18 protein-coding genes are annotated in these 20915 nt (G+C 68.2%); 4 read left to right on the forward strand and 14 right to left on the reverse strand.

Annotation, left to right across the window (positions count from 1 at the left end; all coding sequences use genetic code 11):
* Positions 1-12: 12 nt before the first annotated feature.
* Genes ACEUEL_RS19000 through glcF form a run of 4 tightly spaced genes read left to right on the forward strand, consistent with a single transcriptional unit; the run spans position 13 to position 5477 of the window.
* Complete coding sequence (locus ACEUEL_RS19000) at positions 13-1509, forward strand: FAD-linked oxidase C-terminal domain-containing protein (protein ID WP_405708721.1); 1497 nt, start codon at positions 13-15, stop codon at positions 1507-1509.
* An 8-nt stretch (positions 1510-1517) separates the two neighbouring features.
* Positions 1518-2936 carry an 8-oxoguanine deaminase gene (locus ACEUEL_RS19005; protein ID WP_405708724.1) on the forward strand — a complete coding sequence of 473 codons (1419 nt, stop codon included), beginning with the start codon at positions 1518-1520 and terminating at the stop codon, positions 2934-2936.
* Between the two features lie 5 nt (positions 2937-2941).
* Complete coding sequence (locus ACEUEL_RS19010; protein ID WP_405708727.1) at positions 2942-4153, forward strand: FAD-binding protein; 1212 nt, start codon at positions 2942-2944, stop codon at positions 4151-4153.
* Between the two features lie 4 nt (positions 4154-4157).
* A complete protein-coding gene (gene glcF, locus ACEUEL_RS19015) occupies positions 4158-5477 on the forward strand; it encodes a glycolate oxidase subunit GlcF (protein ID WP_405708730.1) in 1320 nt (439 codons plus the stop codon).
* A gap of 127 nt (positions 5478-5604) precedes the next feature.
* On the opposite strand, the gene mbfA is transcribed toward glcF, so the two are convergent.
* The 14 genes from mbfA to metK form a co-directional block, all read right to left on the reverse strand.
* Positions 5605-6561 carry an iron exporter MbfA gene (gene mbfA, locus ACEUEL_RS19020; protein ID WP_405708733.1) on the reverse strand — a complete coding sequence of 319 codons (957 nt, stop codon included), beginning with the start codon at positions 6559-6561 and terminating at the stop codon, positions 5605-5607.
* A gap of 155 nt (positions 6562-6716) precedes the next feature.
* Positions 6717-8876 carry a polyribonucleotide nucleotidyltransferase gene (pnp, locus tag ACEUEL_RS19025; protein WP_405708735.1) on the reverse strand — a complete coding sequence of 720 codons (2160 nt, stop codon included), beginning with the start codon at positions 8874-8876 and terminating at the stop codon, positions 6717-6719.
* Positions 8877-9115: 239 nt separating this feature from the next.
* The gene (gene rpsO, locus ACEUEL_RS19030; RefSeq protein ID WP_405708738.1) at positions 9116-9385 is read right to left on the reverse strand and encodes a 30S ribosomal protein S15; all 270 of its coding nucleotides are present in this window, start codon (positions 9383-9385) and stop codon (positions 9116-9118) included.
* 200 nt (positions 9386-9585) lie between these two features.
* Positions 9586-10545, reverse strand: coding sequence for a tRNA pseudouridine(55) synthase TruB (truB, locus tag ACEUEL_RS19035; RefSeq protein ID WP_405708741.1), 960 nt, complete (start codon positions 10543-10545; stop codon positions 9586-9588).
* A complete protein-coding gene (gene rbfA / locus ACEUEL_RS19040) occupies positions 10542-10967 on the reverse strand; it encodes a 30S ribosome-binding factor RbfA (protein ID WP_405708743.1) in 426 nt (141 codons plus the stop codon). The genes truB and rbfA overlap by 4 nt, the downstream gene beginning before the upstream one ends.
* A gap of 18 nt (positions 10968-10985) precedes the next feature.
* Positions 10986-11579 (reverse strand): hypothetical protein, encoded by a 594-nt coding sequence (locus ACEUEL_RS19045; protein ID WP_405708746.1) that lies wholly within the window; start codon positions 11577-11579, stop codon positions 10986-10988.
* Positions 11580-11791: 212 nt separating this feature from the next.
* Positions 11792-14644 (reverse strand): translation initiation factor IF-2, encoded by a 2853-nt coding sequence (gene infB / locus ACEUEL_RS19050; protein WP_405708749.1) that lies wholly within the window; start codon positions 14642-14644, stop codon positions 11792-11794.
* 65 nt (positions 14645-14709) lie between these two features.
* Positions 14710-15372: an RNA-binding protein gene (locus ACEUEL_RS19055; RefSeq protein WP_405708752.1), complete on the reverse strand. Its 663-nt coding sequence runs from the start codon at positions 15370-15372 to the stop codon at positions 14710-14712.
* 13 nt (positions 15373-15385) lie between these two features.
* Positions 15386-16996: a transcription termination factor NusA gene (gene nusA / locus ACEUEL_RS19060; protein ID WP_405708755.1), complete on the reverse strand. Its 1611-nt coding sequence runs from the start codon at positions 16994-16996 to the stop codon at positions 15386-15388.
* Entirely contained in the window at positions 16996-17802 is an 807-nt protein-coding gene (rimP, locus tag ACEUEL_RS19065; RefSeq protein WP_405708758.1) for a ribosome maturation factor RimP, read from the reverse strand. Before rimP ends, nusA begins: the two co-directional genes overlap by 1 nt.
* Positions 17803-17953: 151 nt before the next feature.
* Positions 17954-18376: a phage holin family protein gene (locus ACEUEL_RS19070; protein ID WP_405708761.1), complete on the reverse strand. Its 423-nt coding sequence runs from the start codon at positions 18374-18376 to the stop codon at positions 17954-17956.
* Entirely contained in the window at positions 18376-18726 is a 351-nt protein-coding gene (locus tag ACEUEL_RS19075) for a hypothetical protein (protein WP_405708764.1), read from the reverse strand. Before ACEUEL_RS19075 ends, ACEUEL_RS19070 begins: the two co-directional genes overlap by 1 nt.
* An 80-nt stretch (positions 18727-18806) precedes the next feature.
* Entirely contained in the window at positions 18807-19505 is a 699-nt protein-coding gene (trmB, locus tag ACEUEL_RS19080) for a tRNA (guanine(46)-N(7))-methyltransferase TrmB (RefSeq protein WP_405708766.1), read from the reverse strand.
* 89 nt (positions 19506-19594) lie between these two features.
* On the reverse strand, positions 19595-20788 hold the full coding sequence (gene metK, locus ACEUEL_RS19085) for a methionine adenosyltransferase (protein ID WP_405708769.1): 1194 nt from the start codon (positions 20786-20788) through the stop codon (positions 19595-19597).
* Positions 20789-20915: the final 127 nt, after the last annotated feature.

Here is a 20915-nt window from a genome sequence, read left to right on the forward strand (position 1 = left end):
AGGAGGGACGCCATGTCCGGACTCGTCATGCCGGAACCGTACGCGAGCGTGCTCGCCCGGCGCGCCGAGATCGTCGGCGCCCTGCGCGCCATCGTCCCGGGCGAAGGTGTGATCGACACCGTCACCGAGATGCGGCCCTACGAGACCGACGGCCTGACGGCCTACCGCCAGCTGCCGCTCGCGGTCGTGCTGCCGTCGACCACCGATCAGGTGTCCCGCGTGCTGGCCTACTGCCACGAGAACGGCATCCGCGTGGTTCCGCGCGGGGCCGGGACGTCGCTTTCGGGCGGGGCGCTGCCGCTTGCCGACGCCATCCTGCTCGGCATGTCGAAGTTCAATCGCATCCTCGATATCGACTTCGCGAACCGGACGGTGACCGCCCAGCCGGGCGTCACCAATCTCGGCATCACCAATGCGGTGATCCATGAGGGGTTCTATTACGCCCCGGACCCCTCCTCCCAGATCGCCTGCACCATCGGCGGCAATGTGGCGGAGAATTCCGGCGGCGTGCACTGCCTGAAATATGGCCTCACCACCAACAACGTGCTCGGCGTCGAGATGGTGCTGATCACCGGCGAGGTGATCCGGATCGGCGGCAAGCACCTCGATTCCGGCGGGCTCGACCTGCTCGGGCTCATCGTCGGCTCGGAGGGCCTGCTCGGCGTGGTCACCGAGGTGACCGTGCGCATCCTCAGGAAGCCCGAGACCGCCCGGGCGGTCCTGGTCGGCTTTCCGACGTCGGAAGCGGCGGGCGCCTGCGTTGCCCGCATCATCGCCGCGGGGATCATCCCCGGCGGCATGGAGATGATGGACAAACCGGCCATTCACGCAACGGAAGCCTTCGTCAAGGTGGGCTATCCGCTCGATGTCGAGGCGCTGCTGATCGTCGAGCTCGACGGCCCCGAAGCCGAGGTCAACCACCTGATCGAGCGGGTGTCCGACATTGCCGGCCAGTGCGGCTGCGTGACGCTCAGGGCGTCCACCAGCGAGGAGGAGCGCCTCGCCTTCTGGGCCGGCCGCAAGGCCGCCTTCCCGGCCGCCGGGCGTATCTCGCCGGACTATCTCTGCATGGACGGGACCATTCCCCGGAGGGCGCTACCCGAGGTGCTGTCCGGCATGGCCGAACTCTCCGTGAAGCACGGACTTGACGTCGCCAACGTCTTCCACGCCGGCGACGGCAATCTGCACCCGCTCATTCTCTACGATGCCAACAAGCCGGGCCAGCTCGCCGCGGCGGAGGAGTTCGGCAACGACATCTTGCGCCTGTGCGTGAAGGTCGGGGGCGTGCTCACCGGCGAGCACGGCGTCGGCGTCGAGAAGCGCGATCTCATGCCGATCATGTTCAACGAGGTCGATCTCGCCCATCAGCAGCGGCTGAAATGCGCGTTTGATCCGCAGTCCCTGCTCAATCCCGGCAAGATGTTCCCGGTACTGCATCGCTGTGCCGAACTCGGCCGCATGCATGTGAGCCGCGGCCAGGTGCCATACCCCGACATTCCGAGGTTCTGAAGGGCGGCATGGCAACCCTGCTGGTGAAGAACGCCACGGTGCTTGTCACCATGGACGGGGCGCGTCGCGAGATCGCCGGCGGCGGCCTGTTCGCGCAGGACGGCATCATCGCGCAGGTCGGCCCGACAGCCGAGCTGCCGGCCACGGCCGATCGGGTGCTTGATCTCTCCGGCCATCTCGTGCTGCCCGGCCTGGTGAACACGCATCACCATCTCGACCAGACGCTGACGCGCAATCTGCCGGCGGCGCAGAACACCAACCTGTTCCGCTGGCTCAAGGCGCACTACCTGATCTGGGCGGCGCGCACGCCGGAAGCCTCGCGCACCGCCACGCTGGTCGGTCTGGCGGAGCTGGCGCTGTCCGGCTGCACGACAGTGTTCGACCATGCCTATGTGTTCCGCAACGGCTGCCGGGTCGACGACCAGATCGCCGCCGCGCGCGAGATCGGCCTGCGCTTCGTCGTCTCGCGCGGCTCGATGTCGCTCGGTCAGTCGCGGGGCGGGTTGCCGCCGGACGGTTGCGTCGAGGAGGAGGACGCCATCCTCGCCGACAGCGAGCGGGTGATCGGCGCCTATCATGATCCCCGCCCCGGCTCGATGCTGCAGATCGCGCTGGCGCCGTGCTCGCCCTTCTCGGTGTCACCCGAGCTGATGCGGGAATCCGCGGCGATGGCGCGCCGGCACGGGGTGCGCCTGCACACCCATCTCGCCGAGACCATCGACGAGGAGCGCTTCACGCTGGCGCGCTTCGGCAAGCGCCCGGTCGCCTATATGGAGGAACTCGGCTGGCTGGCCGACGACGTCTGGTTCGCCCACGCGGTTCACGTGAACGAACACGAGATCGGCTGCTTCGCCGGCGCCGGGGTCGGCGTCTGCCATTGCCCGTCCTCGAATATGCGCCTCGCCTCCGGCATCGCGCCGGTCCGGGCCTATCGCGATTCGGGGGTGAAGGTCGGGCTCGGCGTCGACGGCTCGGCCTCGAATGACGGCAACCACATGCTGGGCGAGGCCCGGCAGGCCATGCTGCTGGCGCGCCTCAGGATCGCGCTTCGGCCGCCCGAAGGGCCTGATACCACGCTGTCGACCTCCGATCCCGCGCGCGACCACGAATGGATGACCGCACGGGAGGCGCTCGAGATGGCGACGCTGGGCGGAGCGAGCGTGCTGGGGCGGACCGACATCGGCTCGTTGCAGCCCGGCAAATGCGCCGATTTCTTCGCGCTCGACCTCAACCGCGTCGGCTATGCGGGCGGCCTCGCCGATCCGGTCGCCGCCGCCCTCTTCTGTTCCCCGCAACCGGCAAGTTATACCGTCGTCGGAGGACGCGTCATCGTCGCCGGCGGCGAGGTCGTGACTATCGACCTTCCGGCGGTCGTCGCCGAGCATAACCGACATGCGGCCCATCTTGCCGCGAGCGTGAGTCCGTGATTGCCATGACCGACCGACTATGCCCGCGCGACGAAGCCGAGGTGAGCGATGCGATCCGCTGGGCAGCAGCGGAAGGGCGCACCTTCGAGCTCGTGGGCGGAGGATCGAAGCGGGCGCTCGGGCGCGCCGTCCAGACCGATGCGACACTCGACCTGTCGTCGCTCGCCGGTGTTGAACTCTACGAGCCCGAGGAACTGGTCCTGTCGGCCAAGGCCGCCACCCCGCTGCAGCAAATCGGGGAGCTGGTCGCCGCGCAGGGCCAGATGCTGGCATTCGAGCCGATGGACTATGGCCCCCTGCTCGGCGAGCCTCCCGGCGGCGGCACGCTCGGCGGACTGCTCGCCTGCAATCTCGCCGGACCTCGGCGGCTGAGCGCCGGCGCGGCCCGGGACCACGCGCTCGGCATCCGCGCCGTCTCGGGACGTGGCGAAGTGTTCAAGGCGGGCGGGCGCGTCGTGAAGAACGTCACCGGCTACGACCTGCCGCGCGGGCTGGCGGGCTCCTATGGCACGCTCGCGGCGTTCACCGAGATCACCATCAAGGTGCTGCCGCGTCCCGAAACGCAGGAGACGCTCCTCGTGCTCGGCCTTGACGACCGCACCGCAGCGAGGGCGATGAGCACTGCGGTCGGCTCGTATTACGACGTGTCGTCGGCCGCGCACCTGCCCGCACCCGTCGCGGCACTCGTCACCCCGACCGCGGCGGCGGGTACCGCGGTGACGGCACTCCGGCTGGAGGGCGTGCCGGCCTCGATCCGGCACCGCAGGTCCAAGCTCGAAGCGCTACTGGCTCCCTTCGGATCGCTGGAAGCGCTGGGCGAGGTCGCCTCTCAAGCGCTGTGGCGAGAGATCCGCGATGCCGTCCCCTTCGCGGACCGCACGGATCATGCCGTGTGGCGGGTATCGACCACCCCCTCCGACGGCGCCGTGATCGGCGAGGCCGCGCGCCGGTGCGGCGGGAGCTGCTTCTACGACTGGGCCGGGGGGCTCGTCTGGATGGCCATGCCGGCCGCCGAGCCGCATGCCGACGTCGTACGTGCGGCCGTGGCGCGAACCGGCGGCCACGCCACGCTGGTGCGCGCCACAGCCGCGCACCGGGCGGCCCTCGACGTGTTCCAGGCACCCGATACGGTCACGCGCGCGCTGTCCGGGCGGCTGAAAGCGAGCTTCGATCCCGCCGGGGTGCTCAATCCCGGCCGCATGCACGCGGGAATGTAAGGTCATGCAGACGAATTTCACCCTCGCGCAGCTGGCCGATCCGGGCATTGCGGAAGCCGACAAGATCCTGCGGACCTGCGTCCATTGCGGCTTCTGCACGGCAACCTGTCCGACCTACGTCCTGCTGGGCGACGAGCTCGATTCCCCGCGCGGCCGGATCTACCTCATCAAGGACATGCTGGAGAACGAGCGCCCGGCAACGGCCGAGGTCGTCAAGCATGTCGACCGTTGCCTGTCGTGCCTGTCCTGCATGACGACCTGCCCCTCGGGCGTGCATTATATGCATTTGGTCGACCATGCCCGGGCCCATATCGAGGAGACGTATCGGCGCCCGCTCAAGGACCGGCTGATGCGCGGCCTGCTGGCGGCGATCCTGCCTTATCGCGGTCGCTTCCGTCTCGCCATTGCCGGCGCCATGGTGGCACGCCCCTTTGCCGGGCTGATCGGCAGCGTCCCGGGGCTTGCTCCGGTCGCCGCCATGCTGAGGCTCGCACCGGCGCGGCCGGCGACGCGTTCGGCGGACGAAAGCACCCGGCATTTTCCCGCAAATGGCACGCGACGGGCGCGTGTCGCTCTTCTCGACGGCTGCGCCCAGCCGGTGCTGCGCCCGCAGATCGACGAGGCGGCGATCCGGCTGCTCACCCGGATGGGCGTGGAGGTGGTGCGGCCGAAGGGCGCCGGCTGCTGCGGCTCGCTCACCCATCACATGGGCCGCGAGGATGATGCCCTCGCCAGCGCACGGGCCAATGTCGACGCCTGGAGCCGCGAGATCGACGGCGAGGGGCTCGACGCCATCCTGATCACTACCTCGGGCTGCGGCACCACGATCAAGGATTACGGCTACATGCTGCGCACCGAGCCGGCCTATGCCGAGCGGGCGGCGCGGGTCTCGGCGCTCGCGAAGGACATCAGCGAATTCCTCGCCGAGCAGGAATTGCCCGTGCCGGTGATCGACGCGGGCCGCCGGGTCGCCTACCACGCCGCCTGTTCGCTCCAGCACGGCCAGAAGGTCAAGCTCGCGCCCAAGGCGCTGCTGGCCTCGGTCGGCTTCACCGTACTGGAGCCGTCGGAAGGGCATCTGTGCTGCGGCTCGGCCGGCACCTACAACATCCTGCAGCCGGAGATCGCCGGGCAGTTGCGCGCGCGCAAGGTCGCCAATATCGAGCGCACGCGGCCGGAGATCGTCGCGACCGGAAACATCGGCTGCATGACCCAGATCGGCGGGGGAACGCCCCTGCCCATCGCCCATACCGTCGAACTGCTCGACTGGGCGACCGGCGGGCCGGTGCCCGATGGCGTCGAGGCCTCCCCGCGCGCGGCGTGAGGCGCCCTACCCTCGTCATCCCGGACGGCCGAAGGCCGAGACCGCACGATGCAGTTCGGCGAGCGATCCCGGCTCTCGCTTTGCTCGGCCGGTATGACGGCGCCGGCGGCGACGTTCCGAACCGGCGCTACGAACTGCCGATGAAGATGCCGGTGAGCAGCACCAGCACGCCGCCGAGCATCACCTGGACGGCCGCGGAGTGGAACGGCGTCTCCATGTAGCGCCACCGGATCCAGGCGATGGCGACGAGTTCGATCGCGACGACCACGGCCGCCACCGCCGTCGCCGTCCAGAAATCGGGGATCAGGTAGGGCAGCGTATGGCCGAGCCCGCCCAGCGTGGTCATGATCCCGCAGGCGAGGCCACGCATCCACGGGCTGCCGCGTCCTGTAATGGCGCCGTCGTCCGACAGCGCCTCGGTGAACGCCATGCTGATGCCTGCGCCGATCGAGGCGGCGAGGCCGACGCGGAACGTGTCCCAGGAATTATGCGTGGCGAAGGCCGCGGCGAAGATCGGCGCCAGTGTGGAGACCGAGCCGTCGATCAGTCCGGCGAGGCCCGGCTGCACGATCTGGAGCACGAACAGGCGATGGGCGGTGGCGTCCTCCGCCGTCTTCGCCTCGCCGCTGACCAGGCTCGCCTCGAGCCGCGCGGCAAGGTCCTCGTGCTTCTGTTCCTCCTCGGCGAGATTGCCGAGCAGGCGGCGCACATCGGCGTCGCGCGCCCGCTCGGCAGCCTTGGCGTAGAAACTCGCCGCCTCCAGTTCCATCATCTCGGCCTGATGGCGGACCGCGTCGATGCGCAGGCTGTCGAGCAGCCAGACCGGGTTCCGCTTCAGGAAGCCCTTCACGTCCTGCCGGGTGATGTAAGGCAACCGCTCGCCGAACTTCGCCGTGTAGAGGTCGAGCAGGCGGTTGCGATGGCCGGCCTCCTCCGCCGCCATCCGCTCGAACACCTCCGCGGACGCGGGATAGTCGGGCTTCAGCCGCTGGGCAAACTGCAGATAGATGCGGCCGTCCTCCTCCTCGTTGGAGATGGCGAGAGCCAGGACTTCCGCCTCGGTGAGATCGGCGAAACGCTTCATCGGGAACACCCAATCAGATTGGAATCAATCTAATCTAATGGGTGAAACCTGTCGACGGCCTGTCGGAGAGGGGCGCCCTGCGCCGGGTGCATGGGTGGAAACGAAACGGGGCGCCCGAAGGCGCCCCGCTCATATCGTCCAGAGGTGGTCGCGGATCACTCCGCGGCGCCGATCTCGGTCGCCTCAGCCGACTTCGCCTTGGCCTCGAGGTCCTCGCCGGTCGCCTGGTCGACGACCTTCATCGACAGGCGGGTCTTGCCGCGCTCGTCGAAGCCGAGCAGCTTGACCTTGACCTTGTCGCCTTCCTTGATGACGTCGGAGGGCTTCGCGACCCGCTCCTTGGCGAGCTGCGAGACGTGGACAAGGCCGTCCTTGGCGCCGAAGAAGTTCACGAAGGCGCCGAAATCGACAACCTTCACGACGGTGCCTTCGTAGATCTGGCCGACTTCCGGTTCGGAAGCGATCGACTTGATCCAGTTCAGCGCGGCCTTGATCGACTCACCCGAGGCGGAAGCGACCTTCACGGTGCCGTCGTCCTCGATGTTGATCTTCGCGCCGGTCTTCTCGACGATCTCGCGGATCACCTTGCCGCCCGAACCGATCACTTCGCGGATCTTGTCGACCGGGATCTGGATCACCTCGATGCGCGGAGCATGCTCGCCGAGCTCGGCGCGGGCGCCGGAAAGTGCCTTGCCCATCTCGCCGAGGATGTGGAGACGGCCGTCTTTCGCCTGCGTCAGCGCGACCTTCATGATCTCCTCGGTGATGCCGGAGATCTTGATGTCCATCTGCAGGGCGGTGACGCCCTTGTCGGTGCCGGCAACCTTGAAGTCCATGTCGCCGAGGTGATCCTCGTCGCCGAGGATGTCCGAGAGCACCGCGAACTTCTCACCCTCGAGGATGAGACCCATGGCGATGCCCGCCACCGGGCGGCGCAGCGGCACGCCGGCATCCATCAGCGCCAGCGAGGTGCCGCAGACGGTGGCCATGGAGGAGGAGCCGTTCGACTCCAGGATCTCCGAGACGGCGCGCAGCGTGTAGGGGAACTCATGCTGGGGCGGCAGCACCGGGTGCACGGCGCGCCAGGCGAGCTTGCCGTGGCCGATCTCGCGGCGGCCCGGAGAACCCATGCGGCCGGTCTCGCCGACCGAGAAGGGGGGGAAGTTGTAGTGCAGCAGGAAGCGCTCCTTGTAGGTGCCTTCCAGGCTGTCGATGAACTGCTCGTCCTCGCCGGTGCCGAGCGTCGCGACCACGAGGGCCTGTGTCTCGCCGCGGGTGAACAGCGCCGAGCCATGGGCGCGCGGCAGCACGCCGACATCGGACACGATCGGGCGCACGGTCTTGGTGTCGCGGCCGTCGATGCGGATGCCCTCATCGAGGATGGTCCAGCGGACGATCTTCGCCTCGAGTTCCTTGAGCACCTCGGCGACGACCTGCGGGCTCGGGGCCTCCTTGCCCTCGGCCGCCAGCGCCTCGAAATGCTTCTTCACCTTGGACTTGGCCGCGCCGACCGCCTCGTAGCGATCCTGCTTGCGGGCAATCTTGTAGGCGTCGCGCAGTTCGGCTTCGGCGAGGCCGCGAATCTCCGCCTCCAGCGCCGAATTGTCGGCCTGGGCGAAATCGCGCGGTTCCTTGGCCGCCTTCTCGGCGAGGCGGATGATCGCCTCGATCACCGGCTGGAAGTGGCGGTGGCCGAACATCACGGCACCCAGCATCACCTCTTCGGAGAGTTCCTTGGCCTCGGATTCGACCATCAGCACGGCATCGGCGGTGCCGGCGACCACGAGATCGAGGGCGCTTTCCTTGACCTCGTCGACGGTCGGGTTCAGCACGTACTCATTGTCGATGAAGCCGACGCGGGCGCCGCCGATCGGACCCATGAACGGCACGCCGGAGAGCGTCAGGGCGGCGGAGGCCGCGACCATGGACACCACGTCCGGATCATTCTCCAGATCGTGCGAGAGCACGGTGATGATCACCTGCGTCTCGTTGCGGTAGCCGTCGGCGAAGAGCGGACGGATCGGCCGATCGATGAGACGGGAGACCAGCGTCTCCTTTTCGGACGGACGGCCCTCGCGCTTGAAGTAGCCGCCCGGAATGCGGCCGGCCGCGTAGGCCTTTTCCTGGTAGTTCACGGTGAGGGGGAAGAAGTCGATCCCCGGCTTCGGCGACTTGGCCGAAACGACGGTGGCGAGAACGGTGGTGTCGCCGTAGGTCGCGAGCACAGCGCCATCGGCCTGGCGCGCCATCTTGCCGGTCTCGAGCGTGAGGGTGCGTCCACCCCAGTCGAGTTCCTCGCGGTGAATGTCGAACATATGTCTCTCTTGGCTTTCCGAAGGGGGAAAGCCATGAGCAAGACGGCCGGGGGCTCGCCGTAACGCGGGTTGCGGCACGGTCGCCGCGACGCGCGCTCAAGCCCCCGGCGATCCTGCCATGACTTCCGCCTCTTCTCATCGGTCGCGGCCGGCCCCATGCCCGCCGCCGGTCTATCGGGCGCGCCGGACCATTCCGCGCGCGCCTTGATGAGGCGGGCGACGCGCGCCCGCCATGCGGGTCAGCGGCGAATGCCGAGACGCTCGATCAGGCTCTTGTAGCGGGCTTCCTCGGTCTTCTTGAGATAGTCGAGAAGGCCGCGGCGCTGCGACACCAGCTTGAGAAGGCCGCGCCGGGAATGGTTGTCCTTGGCGTGGCTCTTGAAATGGCCGGTCAGGTTGCTGATCCGCTCGGTGAGGATCGCGACCTGCACTTCCGCCGAACCGGTATCGCCCGGCTTGGTGGCATATTCGTTGATGAGCGCCTGCTTGCGCTCCGCCGTGATCGACATCGGATATCCTTTCTGTTCATCAGTTTCGTAAGCGGCGAACGCCGAAACGGCGCCTTTCGCCTCCGCTGCTCGGCCGGGCCGGGATGTCGTCCAGCGCGGTCGGAAATGCCAGCGGGTCGCGCGGACGGATGTCCGCAACGCGCGCGCACCATACACCAAAACGCCAGCGAGGCTAGCGCCTTGTGTACCGGTTGCTCACCTCACGCGGCCGCATGGAAAATGCGACGCGGGTGGATCTCGCCGGCTTCAGCCTCGCCGAGGGCGACGAGCCGGCCCTGCGCGCTCACCGCGACGAAGCCCTCGATGATCGGCGCGTCGCGGCCCCGGACGAGGATGCTCTGACCGCGGGCGAGGCGCGCGGCATCGGCGGGGCTGACACGCAGTTGCGGGAGGGTATCGAGGCCAACCGCAACCGGACGCAACGCGAAGGCCGTGGCGGCGCTGCCATCGTCCGACGCCGCGCGCAACTCCTCGAGCGGAACGAGATCGACCTCCTCGAAGGTGCCGACGCAGGTCCGGCGCAACGCGGCGATATGGCCGCGCGTGCCGAGCGCCCGACCGAGATCGCGGGCGATCGAGCGCACATAGGTGCCCTTGCCGCATTCCGCCTCGAAGACGGCATGGTCGGGGTCGGGCATGTCCACCAGATCGAGACGGTGCACGACGACCGTGCGCGCGGCAAGCTCGACAGCGATGCCTTCGCGAGCGAGATCATAGGCGCGCTCGCCATTGATCTTCAGCGCCGAGAAGGCGGGGGGCACCTGCTGGATCTCGCCGCGAAAGCCTTCAAGCGCGGCGAGGATCCCTTCCCGCGAGGGCCGCAGGTCGGACGTGGTCACCGACTCGCCTTCCGAGTCGTCGGTGTTGGTCTCGATGCCCCAGCGCACCGTGAAACGATACACCTTGCGGCCGTCCATCACGAAGGGGACGGTCTTGGTGGCCTCGCCGAGCGCGATCGGCAGGCAGCCGGAGGCGAGCGGATCGAGCGTACCGGCATGGCCGGCCTTCTTCGCGGAGAACAGCCATTTCACGGCGCCGACCGCCTGGGTCGAGGTCATGCCAACGGGCTTGTCGAGCAGCACCCAGCCGTCGACATCGCGCTTGGGACGCCGCTTTTTCTCCGGCGCCGGTGTTGCAGCGGCCTCGACGGGTGCATTCATTCCTTGTCTCCTTGATCAGTGTCAGTGGGGCCGCCGAGATCGCGCTGCACATCCGGCGAGCGCAGCAGCGCATCGATCCGGGCGCCTTCCTCGAACGAGGTGTCGAGGCGGAAACGCAGATCCGGCACGAATTTGAGTTCGAGGCGGTGGCCGACCTCACCGCGCAGCGCCTTGCGATTGGCGTCGAGCGCCTCGAGCGTCGCCTTGGTATCCTTGCCGCCGAGCGGCATGACATAGCAGGTGGCCAGCTTGAGATCCGGGCTCATCCGCACCTCGGGCACGGTGATGAGCGTCTTGCCGAGCGCCGGATCGGGAACGTCGCCGCGGGCCAGCACCTCGGCAAGGGCATGGCGCACCAGTTCGCCGACCCGCAACTGCCGTTGCGAGGGACCGGCGCCGAAAGGATGGGAACCGCGTTTCATGGTCTGCGTCCTCTTGTTCTATCGTTTGCCGGCGCGCTGGACGACCGCAACACGGGCATCGGCGCGCGCGCTCGCGGCCTTCATGGCTTCATCCGCAAAAACGGCGAAGCGCAGCATGTGCTCATAATCCTCGAAGGCCGTCTCCGGCACGATGATCGCCGCCTTAGGGGCCGTGGCGAGAACGACATGGGCCTTGCCGAGGGTGACAGCCAGGATGTCGTCCCAGGTGTGCGCGATCGTGCGACCCGCATGCGTCACCCGCACCCCGGCGCGGGACGCCACAAGATGCACCTCGCCCGGGGGGACTGCCGCACGACGGGTCGCCCGCCTCCGCACGAGGCTCATGAAGACGATGGAGAAGCCGTAGAGCGCCACGACGGCCGCGAATACGATGGCGTAGCGCATCCACTCATTGTGGAGCCCGAGCGCAATGCCGGTCTCGGTATCCTCGAGATAGCCGATGCCGGCACCGAGGGCGATCAAGGGCGCGAAGAAGGCAAGCTTGGCAAAGCCCCGCAGTTCCGTGCGCAACGCCAGCCACGCGGCGATGTCCGCGCGCGTGAGGCGGTAGGTGAGGTCGTAGGGACCGTCCGCGACGGTGATCGTAGGCATCGGATCGCAGCTTCCTCGTCCCCGCGGAGATCGCCCACGGGGAACACGAATCCGAGCATGGATTCTCTCTTTCGAACCACAGACGGGTCCGTGGACGCACCACATGCGCCAAACCGGAACCACGGGTTCAACATGCGCGGGCTCGGACCACGCAAGGCAAGCAAGGGCTCACGGGTGATACCCGTGGACCCCACCTGACATACCGACCGCCGTCACAGCGTGCGCTGCACGACCTCGACGCGGTAGCACTCGATGACGTCGCCCGCCCGCATGTCCTGGTAGTTCTCGAAGGACATGCCGCATTCCTGGCCGGACTGCACCACGTTCACCGCATCCTTGAAGCGGTTGAGCGTGGCGAGCTTGCCCTCGTGGATCACGACATTGTCGCGGATCAGGCGCACATGCTGGCCGCGCTCCACCACACCGTCGGTGACGAGGCAACCGGCGACCTTGCCCACCTTGGAGACCGCGAAGATCTCCTTGATCACGGCGTTGCCGAGCATGGTCTCGCGCTTGACCGGCGCCAGCAGGCCGCCCATCGCCGCCTTCACGTCATCCACGAGATCGTAGATGATGTTGTACTGGCGGATTTCGATGCCGGCACGCTCGGCCGCATCGCGGGCTTCCTTGTTGGCGCGCACGTTGAACGCGATGATCGCCGCACCGGCCGTCTCGGCCAGCGTCACGTCGCTCTCGTTCACGCCGCCCGCACCGGAATGGATGATCCGGGCCTGGACCTCGTCGGTGCCGAGCTTCTCCAGCGAGGAGATGATCGCCTCGACCGAACCCGAGACATCGCCCTTGATGATGAGCGGGAATTCCTTCCGGCCGGCCGTCTTAGCCTGGCTCATCATCTGCTCCAGCGAACCGCGGACGGTGGCGGAGCGGGCCGCCGCCTTCTCGCGCTTCTGGCGCTGGCGGTAATCGGTGATCTCACGAGCGCGGGCTTCGCTGTCGACCACCGCGAGGCGGTCGCCCGCCTCCGGCGTGCCGTTGAAGCCGAGCACCTCGACCGGGAAGGACGGACCGGCCCCGGCGACATTCGCGCCCTTGTCGTCGATCAGCGCACGCACGCGGCCGAACTCGGCGCCCGCGACCACGATGTCGCCGACATGAAGCGTGCCGCGCTGCACCAGCACCGTCGCCACTGGGCCACGACCGCGGTCCAGCTTGGCCTCGATAACCGTGCCTTCCGCGTCGCGGTTCGGGTTGGCCTTGAGGTCGAGCACTTCCGCCTGAAGCGAGATAGCTTCCAGCAGCCTGTCGAGATTGGTCTGCGCCTTGGCCGACACCTCGACTTCGAGCGTATCGCCACCCAGGCTCTCGACCTGCACTTCGTACTGCAGCAGCTCGGTACGCACGCGCTCCGGCTTGGCATCGGGCTTGTCGATCTTGTTGATCGCCACGATCAGCGGCACCTTGGCGGCGCGCGCATGATTGATCGCCTCGATGGTCTGCGGCATCACGCCGTCATCGGCGGCCACGACCAGCACGACGATATCCGTCACCTTGGCGCCACGGGCGCGCATCGCCGTAAAGGCGGCGTGACCGGGCGTGTCGATGAAGGTGATCTTGCCGCCGAGCGGCGAGGTCACCTGATAGGCGCCGATGTGCTGGGTGATGCCACCGGCCTCGCCGGAGACGACGTTCGCCTTGCGGATGGCGTCGAGCAGCGAGGTCTTGCCGTGGTCGACATGGCCCATGATGGTCACGACCGGGGGACGCGAGACCAGATCCTCGTCGGTATCGGCCGTATCGAACAGGCCTTCCTCGACGTCGGACTCGGCGACGCGGCGGACCGAATGGCCGAGCTCTTCAGCGATGAGCTGGGCGGTATCGGCGTCGATCACGTCGGTGATCTTCACCATCTGCCCCTGCTTCATCAGCATGCGGATGACGTCCACGGCGCGCTCGGCCATGCGGTTGGCGAGCTCCTGGATGGAGATCGTCTCCGGGATCGTGACCTCGCGGGCGATCTTTTCCTTGGTCTCGACCTGACGGTGGCCGCTCATGCGCTGAGTGCGGCGGCGGAAGGAGGCGACCGAACGCTGGCGTTCGTCATCACCCGACTGGGCGGTGACGACGGTCAGGCGGCCACGGCTCTTGTCCGCGCTGGCGGGGCGGGTCGGCTTGTTCGCCGGCACTGCCGGGCGCGCCGGGCCGCCGCCGGGTCCACGGCGCACGGGACGACGCTCATCGTCCTCGCTCTCCATACCGCCGGGGCCGCGCGGCGTCGCAACCCGGGGCACGGCCGCGTTCGCAGCCGGCGTCGCGGCATTCGCAGCCGGACGGGAGCTGGGCGCGGCACTGCGCGCGGGCGCGGCTGCGGCGGGCGTAGCCGGGGCGGGATTGTCCTCGCCGAAACGCTTGCGCGCCTCCTGCTCGGACTTGCGCTTGGCTTCCTCGTCAAAGGCGCGGCGGGCCTCTTCCTCGCGCTTGCGCGCTTCGGCGGCCTCGCGCTCGATCTTTTCGCGGGCTTCGCGCTCGGCGCGGCGGCGGGCTTCTTCCTCCGCCTGGCGACGCTCCTCGACCTCGCGGACGCGCGCGTCCTGAAGGGCGGCGGCGCGGGCACGGGCCTCCTCCTCGGTGAGCGTGCGCAGCACGACACCGGACGGGCGCGAGCCGGCCGGCGCGGGGCGCGGGCCGGAGAGATTGGCATTCGGCGCCTGCTGGGTCCGGCTCGGCGGGGGCGCGCTCGGACGCGCCGCGGGCTGCGCGGGACGCGCGGCCGCCGCCGGCTGCGGTGCCGGGGCGGGCCGGGGCGCGGGCTGCGGGCTCGCCGCGCTGGGCGCTGCCGGCGCTGCGTGGCTGGGAGCCGCCTGACTGGGAGCGGGATGGCTCGGCGCATGCGGGGCCGGCGCGTGGCCCTCCGGCTTGCCCTCGCCCGGACCGATCACGCGACGCTTCACCTTCTCCACCACGACGGCCTTGGACCGCCCGTGGCTGAAGCTCTGGCGGACGACGCCCTGCTCGACGGGACGCTTGAGCGTCAGCGTCTTGCTGCCCTGGCCAAGTCCCTGGCCAACGCCCATCGTCTTCTCGCCGGGATTCTTCGTATCGGTCATCTAGTATCCGTATCCTGTGCACCCGCGCCCATCGCGGAATGCATCAAACCGTTGTGCAGGCTTGTCTATCCGGCACGCCAGCGTTCGAGCCTTCGGCACCGCGCGAGGAACCCCGCGGTCGTCGGATGCGCGAGCAGCGCAGCATGTACCACATTTGCCCTCCCCAGCGCCAAGTCCAATTGCACGCCCGGCAGGCAACTCACTACTGCAATTTCATCACTTTCGTCGCCGGCGAGCCGGCGCGCCAGCGAATCGAGCTTGCGGCAGCCATCAGGTGCCGCATCCGTGGCGTGGAGCAGCGCGGCGACGCCGCCCGCCCCCAGCGCCGACTCGACCTTCGCCGTGCCGGTGACGACCCTGCCCGCCTTGTTCGCCAGAGCGAGCGCGGCGAGCGCGTCGCGCACCAGCAGATCCTCGACAAGGGCCGGAAGCGCCGCATCGGCGCCTGCCTTCGCCTTGCCGCGGAAGGCGCGGCCGAACGCCTTCCGCTTGAGCGCACCGTCCAGCGCCGACCGGGTCGCGGTCACCCAGGCACCACGGCCCGGGAGCTTGCGCGCGATGTCGGGCACCAGCGTTCCGTCCGGCGCCACCACAAAGCGAAGCATGTCCACGACCGGCGTCACCTCGCGCGTGGCGAGGCACAGCCGCGCGGTATCGCCCCGAGCGGCCGCCGGGCCGGCATCGGTCTCCACCGCCACGTCATCCTCGTCACGCTCGACTGCCAGCAACGGCCCTGCCTCCTCAACCCTCGGCGGTTCCTTCGGCGCCGTCGTCTTCCGCATCTTCAGCGGTGGCGATGTCGGCCTCGGAAATCCAGCCGGCCTTCAGGCGCGCCTGAAGGACGAGCGCCTCGGCGTCCTCCTTGGACAGCTCGAAGCCCTCCAGCGCTCCGGCGACATGAACCGCCTCGCCATCCTTGCGCTCCGTCCAGCCCAGCAGGTCGTCGGTGGCGCAGCCGGCGAGATCCTCGACGGTCTTGATGTCGTTCTCGCCGAGAGCGACCAGCATCGGCGAGGTGATGCCCGGCACTTCGCGCAACGCATCCTCGACGCCCAATGCCCGGCGGCGCTCGTCGAGCTCCGCCTCGACGGCGGCGAGGTGCTGCTGCGCGCGGTTCTGCAGTTCCTGCGCCGTGTCCTCGTCGAAGCCCTCAATGCCGGCCAGTTCCCCGATCGGCACATAGGCGAGCTCTTCCACCGAGGTGAAGCCTTCGGAGGCGAGGAGCTGGCCCATCATCTCGTCGAGATCGAGCGCCTCGGCGAACATCTTGGTGCGCTCGGCGAATTCCTTCTGCCGCCGCTCGCTCTCCTCCGCCTCGGTCATGATGTCGATGTCCCAGCCGGTGAGCTGGGAGGCAAGCCGGACATTCTGGCCGCGGCGCCCGATCGCCAGGCTCAATTGGGCATCGGGAACCACAACTTCAATACGCTCGCGGTCCTCGTCGAGGACGACCTTGACCACTTCGGCCGGGGCCAGCGCATTGACGATGAAGGTCGCGACATCCTGCGACCACGGGATGATGTCGATCTTCTCGCCCTGCAGCTCGTTCACCACCGCCTGCACGCGCGAGCCGCGCATGCCGACGCAGGCGCCGACGGGATCAACCGAGGAATCACGCGAGGTGACGGCGATCTTCGCGCGCGAGCCGGGATCGCGGGCGACGGCGCGGATCTCGACGATGCCGTCGTAGATTTCCGGCACTTCCTGCGCGAACAGCTTGGCCATGAACTGGGGATGCGTGCGCGAGAGGAAGATCTGCGGGCCGCGCGGCTCGCGGCGCACGTCGTAGACATAGGCGCGGATGCGGTCGCCGACCTTGAACACCTCGCGCGGCAGCAGTTCGTCGCGGCGCAGCGAGCCTTCACCGCGGCCGAGATCGACGACGACGTTGCCATACTCGACGCGCTTCACCGCACCGTTCACGATCTCGCCGATGCGGTCCTTGTACTCGTCGTACTGACGGTCGCGCTCGGCCTCGCGCACCTTCTGCACGATGACCTGCTTGGCCGACTGCGCGGCGATGCGGCCGAAATCGAAGGGCGGCAGCGTGTCGGCAATTTGGTCGCCGATCTGCGCAGCCGGATTCAGACGACGGGCATCGGCGAGACGGATCTCCGTGGCGGAGTTCTCGACCTGATCGACGACGAGCAGATGCCGGGCAAGGCGCAGCTCGCCGGTGCGCGGATTGATCTCGGCGTGGATGTCGGTCTCGGCGCCGTAGCGCGAGCGCGCCGCCTTGGCGATCGCGTCTTCCATGGCGGCCAGAACGATGCTGCGGTCGATCGTCTTCTCACGGGCGACCGCATCGGCGATCTGGAGAAGCTCGAGTCGATTTGCGCTGACGACAGCCATCAGTGCGTCTCCTTCGCGGGGATGGACCGGCTGGATTCGCCGGGATGATTCTTGCCGGCCGAGCGCTTGGCGTTGTCCTTGCGCTTCTTCTTGCCGGGCGGCGTCTTCTGGAACTTCAGGGGCAGCTTCTTGCGGGGCAGCAGGCGGGGCGCAGGTGCCTCGGCGTCTGCCGCCTCGCGGGCGGCATCGGCGATGGCCTCGTCGTCGATCTCCTCGACGGTTTCGCCGCGCCCTTCGCGCAGTGCCTTGTCGCGGCGCAGCGCCTCGCGGATCAGCGCCTCGGTCAGGACAAGCCGCGCGTCGCCGATATCGGCGATCGGCAGGCGGACGGTATCGTCCGCGCCCGCCGGCGCATCGGGCAGCCGGACCACCGCGAGTTCACCCTCGGCCCCGAGCAGGAGGCCGCGGAACCGCTTGCGGCCGTCATGGGGCACCGCCATCTCGATCTTCAGCTCGTGGCCGGCCCAACGCTGGAAATCGCTGCGGCGGACCAGGGAGCGATCGATGCCCGGCGAGGACACTTCGAGGTGATAGGCGCCGGAGATCGGATCTTCGACATCGAGGACCGGCGATATGGCGCGGCTCGCCGCCTCGCATTCGTCGATGCCGAAGGTGCCATCGGCGCGCTCGGCCATCACCTGCACGGTGACGCCATCCCGGCCCGAGACCTTGACGCGCACCAGCCGGAAACCCAGCCCCGCCAGCACGGGCTCCACGATCCCGGCCACGCGGGCGGCCGGACCGGTCTCGATGATCAGCCGTGCCTCATCCAGGGCTCCGGCAGCTTCCGCTTCGATATCGCTCATCTTTCCGTGCGGGCACACCGCAATGCAAAAAGAGCGGGCTCCCGGAGGCGCCCACTCTCAACCGATCATAATCGATCGCTGTGAGATATTTGGATGAGCGGCTTATACAGCCAAAGCGGCACTCAGCGCAAGCGCGTGCCGCTCCTCTCGCTCAAAGCCGTCGTCCCAGCGCAACGCCCAGGATCGCCGCTATGGTCGCTACGCCGATAACCGTGCCGGCTCCGAACGGCGCCCGCTTCGCGACGGGCATGGCCCCGGCGATAGGCGAGGCCGGCGGCATCTGCCCGAGGGCGCCGAGGGGCAGGCTCGTGGCGCGGCGGGATGGTGACTTCAATCGTGCGTAGGCAACCGCCAGCACGATGGTGCCTCCGACGAAAGCGATGCCCGCCACAATTAGCGCGGCGACGATCGGGTCATACGCATTCGCCAGCGCCACGAAGGCCGCGACCAGCAGCCCGATCAGCGCGACCACCAGCAAGACACCGCCAATGGCGAAGAGAAGCGCGGTCGACGCCATGCGACGCGCCGCAAGGCGCATCTCGACGCCGGCGATACCGAGCAGGAACTGGAACATCAATCACGGCCCCGGGTCAGCAGGCCGAACACGAAGCCGACGCCGAGCGCGGCGATGACCGCACCGAAGGGGTTACGCTCGATGGCGGTGCCGACGTCGCTGGCAAGAGACTGGGCCCGGGCCTTGGCTTCGTCCACGGCGGCGCTTCCCTCTTCGAGAAGGCCGGCCGCGGTCGCCTCCGCCTTCGCGGCGCCCCGCTTCACCTGCTGCTTGACGGCGGCACTCACGGCCTCGCCTTCGTTGCGGACCAGCGCGGCGAGCGTGTCGGTGAGCTTCGAGACATCCCCCCGCAAGGTCGCGAGATCGGCAGACAGCTTGGCGAAATCGTCCTGCAGCTTCGGATCGTCCATGAAACCCTCCTCGACACCGGGAACACCATGATAGCGGCGAATAACGCCGGGGCATCCGGAGAGTTCCGCTTTTCCAGCGCTCAACGGCGCCGAAACTCGAAATAGCCCGGCGTTCGTCCCTCGCGCAGCGCCTTGGCCTCATAACGCGTGCCGGGCCAGCCCGGCCATGGCTCGCGCCAGTCGGAAGCGCGCCGCGCCGTCCAGTCGAAACGCTCGTCCGCCAGCATGTGCCGCAACGTCCAGGCGGCATAGTCCTCGACGTCCGTGGCGAAGCGGAAATGCCCGCCGGAAGCGATAATGCGCGCGAGACGATCGAGGTTCGCTGGCCGCACGAAGCGGCGCTTCCAGTGACGCCGCTTCGGCCAGGGATCGGGATAGAGGAGATCGACGCGATCGAGGCTCGCCGCCGGAAGCCGATCCAGCAGCGGCAGGACGTCGTCGCCATACAGGCGGACATTTTGCAAACCGCGGGCGGTAACCGCCGCGGTCGCTGTGGCGACCCCGTTCAGGAAGGCTTCGGCGCCGATATAGCCGATATCGGAATGGGCCTGCGCCTGTGCGACGAGATGCTCCCCGCTGCCGAAACCGATCTCCAGCCGGATAGCACGCACAGGGATCGCGAAGAGCGCGTCGAGCGGCGGCGCGAGGTCACGCTCGATATCGATGGCGAGCGCGGGCAGATCGCGCTCGATGTGATCGACCTGGAGTGCCCGCAGCGTCTTGCCCCGTCGGCGCCCGTAGAACCGTTCGGAGCTTGCGGAATGGTCGTCGGCCGCCATGGCAATCCCAATTCAATGCGATCGGCCGGATGAACTGGTTGACGTGGGGCCGCCGCGTGGTGGCTGCTCCCGACAGCAGCTTCCTTCGATCAACCGACCGCCGAGCGGATCGCCTCGACGAGGTCGGTCTTCTCCCACGAGAAACCGCCATCGGCTTCCGGCGCGCGGCCGAAATGACCATAGGCAGAGGTGCGGGCATAGATCGGCCTGTTCAGGTCCAGATGCTCACGGATACCCCGCGGCCGCAGGTTCATCACCTCGCGAAGGGTGACTTCGAGCTTGGCCGGATCGACCTGTCCCGTACCGTGCAGGTCGACATAGACGGCGAGCGGGTCCGAGACACCGATCGCGTAGGCGAGCTGGATGGTGCAGCGCTCGGCAAGTTCGGCGGCGACGACGTTCTTGGCGAGATAGCGCGCGGCGTAGGCCGCCGACCGGTCCACCTTGGTCGGATCCTTGCCGGAGAAGGCACCGCCGCCATGGGGCGCCGCTCCACCATAGGTGTCGACGATGATCTTGCGCCCGGTGAGACCGCAGTCGCCGTCGGGACCGCCAATGACGAACTTGCCGGTCGGATTGACGTGCCACACCGTCGCCGGCGTCACCCACCCCGCCGGCAGCGCCTCACGGATATAGGGTTCGACGATGTTGCGGACGTCGTGCGAGGACAGGTCGGCATCGAGATGCTGGGTCGACAGCACGATCTGCGTCACCTCGACCGGCTTGCCGCCGGCGTAGCGGACGGTCACCTGGCTCTTGGCGTCCGGCCCCAGCACGCGGCTTTCGCCCGAGTGGCGGGCGTCGGCGAGCAGTTTCAGAATGCGGTGGGCGTAGTAGATCGGCGCCGGCATGAGTTCGGGCGTCTCGCGGCAGGCATAGCCGAACATGATGCCCTGATCGCCGGCTCCCTCATCCTTGTTGCCGGCCGAATCCACGCCCTGGGCGATGTCGACGGACTGGGCGTGGAGGTGCACGGCGATATCGGCCGTCTCCCAGTGGAAGCCGTCCTGCTCGTAGCCGATATCCTTGATGGCGAGACGGGCGATGTGGGAGATGAAGTCGCGGGTAATCTCCGCCGGGCCGCGAGTCTCACCGGCGATCACCACACGGTTGGTGGTCGCGAGAGTCTCGGACGCCACGCGCAGCTGGCTCGGTTCCCAGCCATATTCCGGGCCGTGCCGGAAGAAGGCATCGACCACCTCGTCGGAGATGCGGTCGCAAACCTTGTCGGGATGACCCTCGGAAACGGACTCGCTGGTAAAAAGATAATCCTGGCGCGACACGTTGGCTCCACTCCTCGCCCTCGCGATGCAAGGCAACACCCGCATCCGACTTCCAGCCGTTTAAGCGGGAGGTGGATACAGGGTCAAGGATGGAATCGCGAACTCGTTCGTTGAAACGAACAGCGCG

It is taken from the genome of Ancylobacter terrae, assembly GCF_045108345.1.
In the GTDB taxonomy this organism is placed as follows: Bacteria; Pseudomonadota; Alphaproteobacteria; order Rhizobiales; family Xanthobacteraceae; genus Ancylobacter.

What these genes read in the sequence shown, in the direction of transcription:
- ACEUEL_RS19075 (WP_405708764.1), bottom strand. Translation starts at nt 18,726, where the DNA reads ATGGACGATCCGAAGCTGCAGGACGATTTCGCCAAGCTGTCTGCCGAT.
- ACEUEL_RS19070 (WP_405708761.1), bottom strand. Translation starts at nt 18,376, where the DNA reads ATGTTCCAGTTCCTGCTCGGTATCGCCGGCGTCGAGATGCGCCTTGCG.
- ACEUEL_RS19010 (WP_405708727.1), top strand. Translation starts at nt 2,942, where the DNA reads ATGACCGACCGACTATGCCCGCGCGACGAAGCCGAGGTGAGCGATGCG.
- ACEUEL_RS19005 (WP_405708724.1), top strand. Translation starts at nt 1,518, where the DNA reads ATGGCAACCCTGCTGGTGAAGAACGCCACGGTGCTTGTCACCATGGAC.
- pnp (WP_405708735.1), bottom strand. Translation starts at nt 8,876, where the DNA reads ATGTTCGACATTCACCGCGAGGAACTCGACTGGGGTGGACGCACCCTC.
- truB (WP_405708741.1), bottom strand. Translation starts at nt 10,545, where the DNA reads ATGAATGCACCCGTCGAGGCCGCTGCAACACCGGCGCCGGAGAAAAAG.
- ACEUEL_RS19000 (WP_405708721.1), top strand. Translation starts at nt 13, where the DNA reads ATGTCCGGACTCGTCATGCCGGAACCGTACGCGAGCGTGCTCGCCCGG.
- nusA (WP_405708755.1), bottom strand. Translation starts at nt 16,996, where the DNA reads ATGGCTGTCGTCAGCGCAAATCGACTCGAGCTTCTCCAGATCGCCGAT.
- rpsO (WP_405708738.1), bottom strand. Translation starts at nt 9,385, where the DNA reads ATGTCGATCACGGCGGAGCGCAAGCAGGCGCTCATCAACGAATATGCC.
- trmB (WP_405708766.1), bottom strand. Translation starts at nt 19,505, where the DNA reads ATGGCGGCCGACGACCATTCCGCAAGCTCCGAACGGTTCTACGGGCGC.
- mbfA (WP_405708733.1), bottom strand. Translation starts at nt 6,561, where the DNA reads ATGAAGCGTTTCGCCGATCTCACCGAGGCGGAAGTCCTGGCTCTCGCC.
- ACEUEL_RS19045 (WP_405708746.1), bottom strand. Translation starts at nt 11,579, where the DNA reads ATGCCTACGATCACCGTCGCGGACGGTCCCTACGACCTCACCTACCGC.
- rbfA (WP_405708743.1), bottom strand. Translation starts at nt 10,967, where the DNA reads ATGAAACGCGGTTCCCATCCTTTCGGCGCCGGTCCCTCGCAACGGCAG.
- glcF (WP_405708730.1), top strand. Translation starts at nt 4,158, where the DNA reads ATGCAGACGAATTTCACCCTCGCGCAGCTGGCCGATCCGGGCATTGCG.
- infB (WP_405708749.1), bottom strand. Translation starts at nt 14,644, where the DNA reads ATGACCGATACGAAGAATCCCGGCGAGAAGACGATGGGCGTTGGCCAG.
- rimP (WP_405708758.1), bottom strand. Translation starts at nt 17,802, where the DNA reads ATGAGCGATATCGAAGCGGAAGCTGCCGGAGCCCTGGATGAGGCACGG.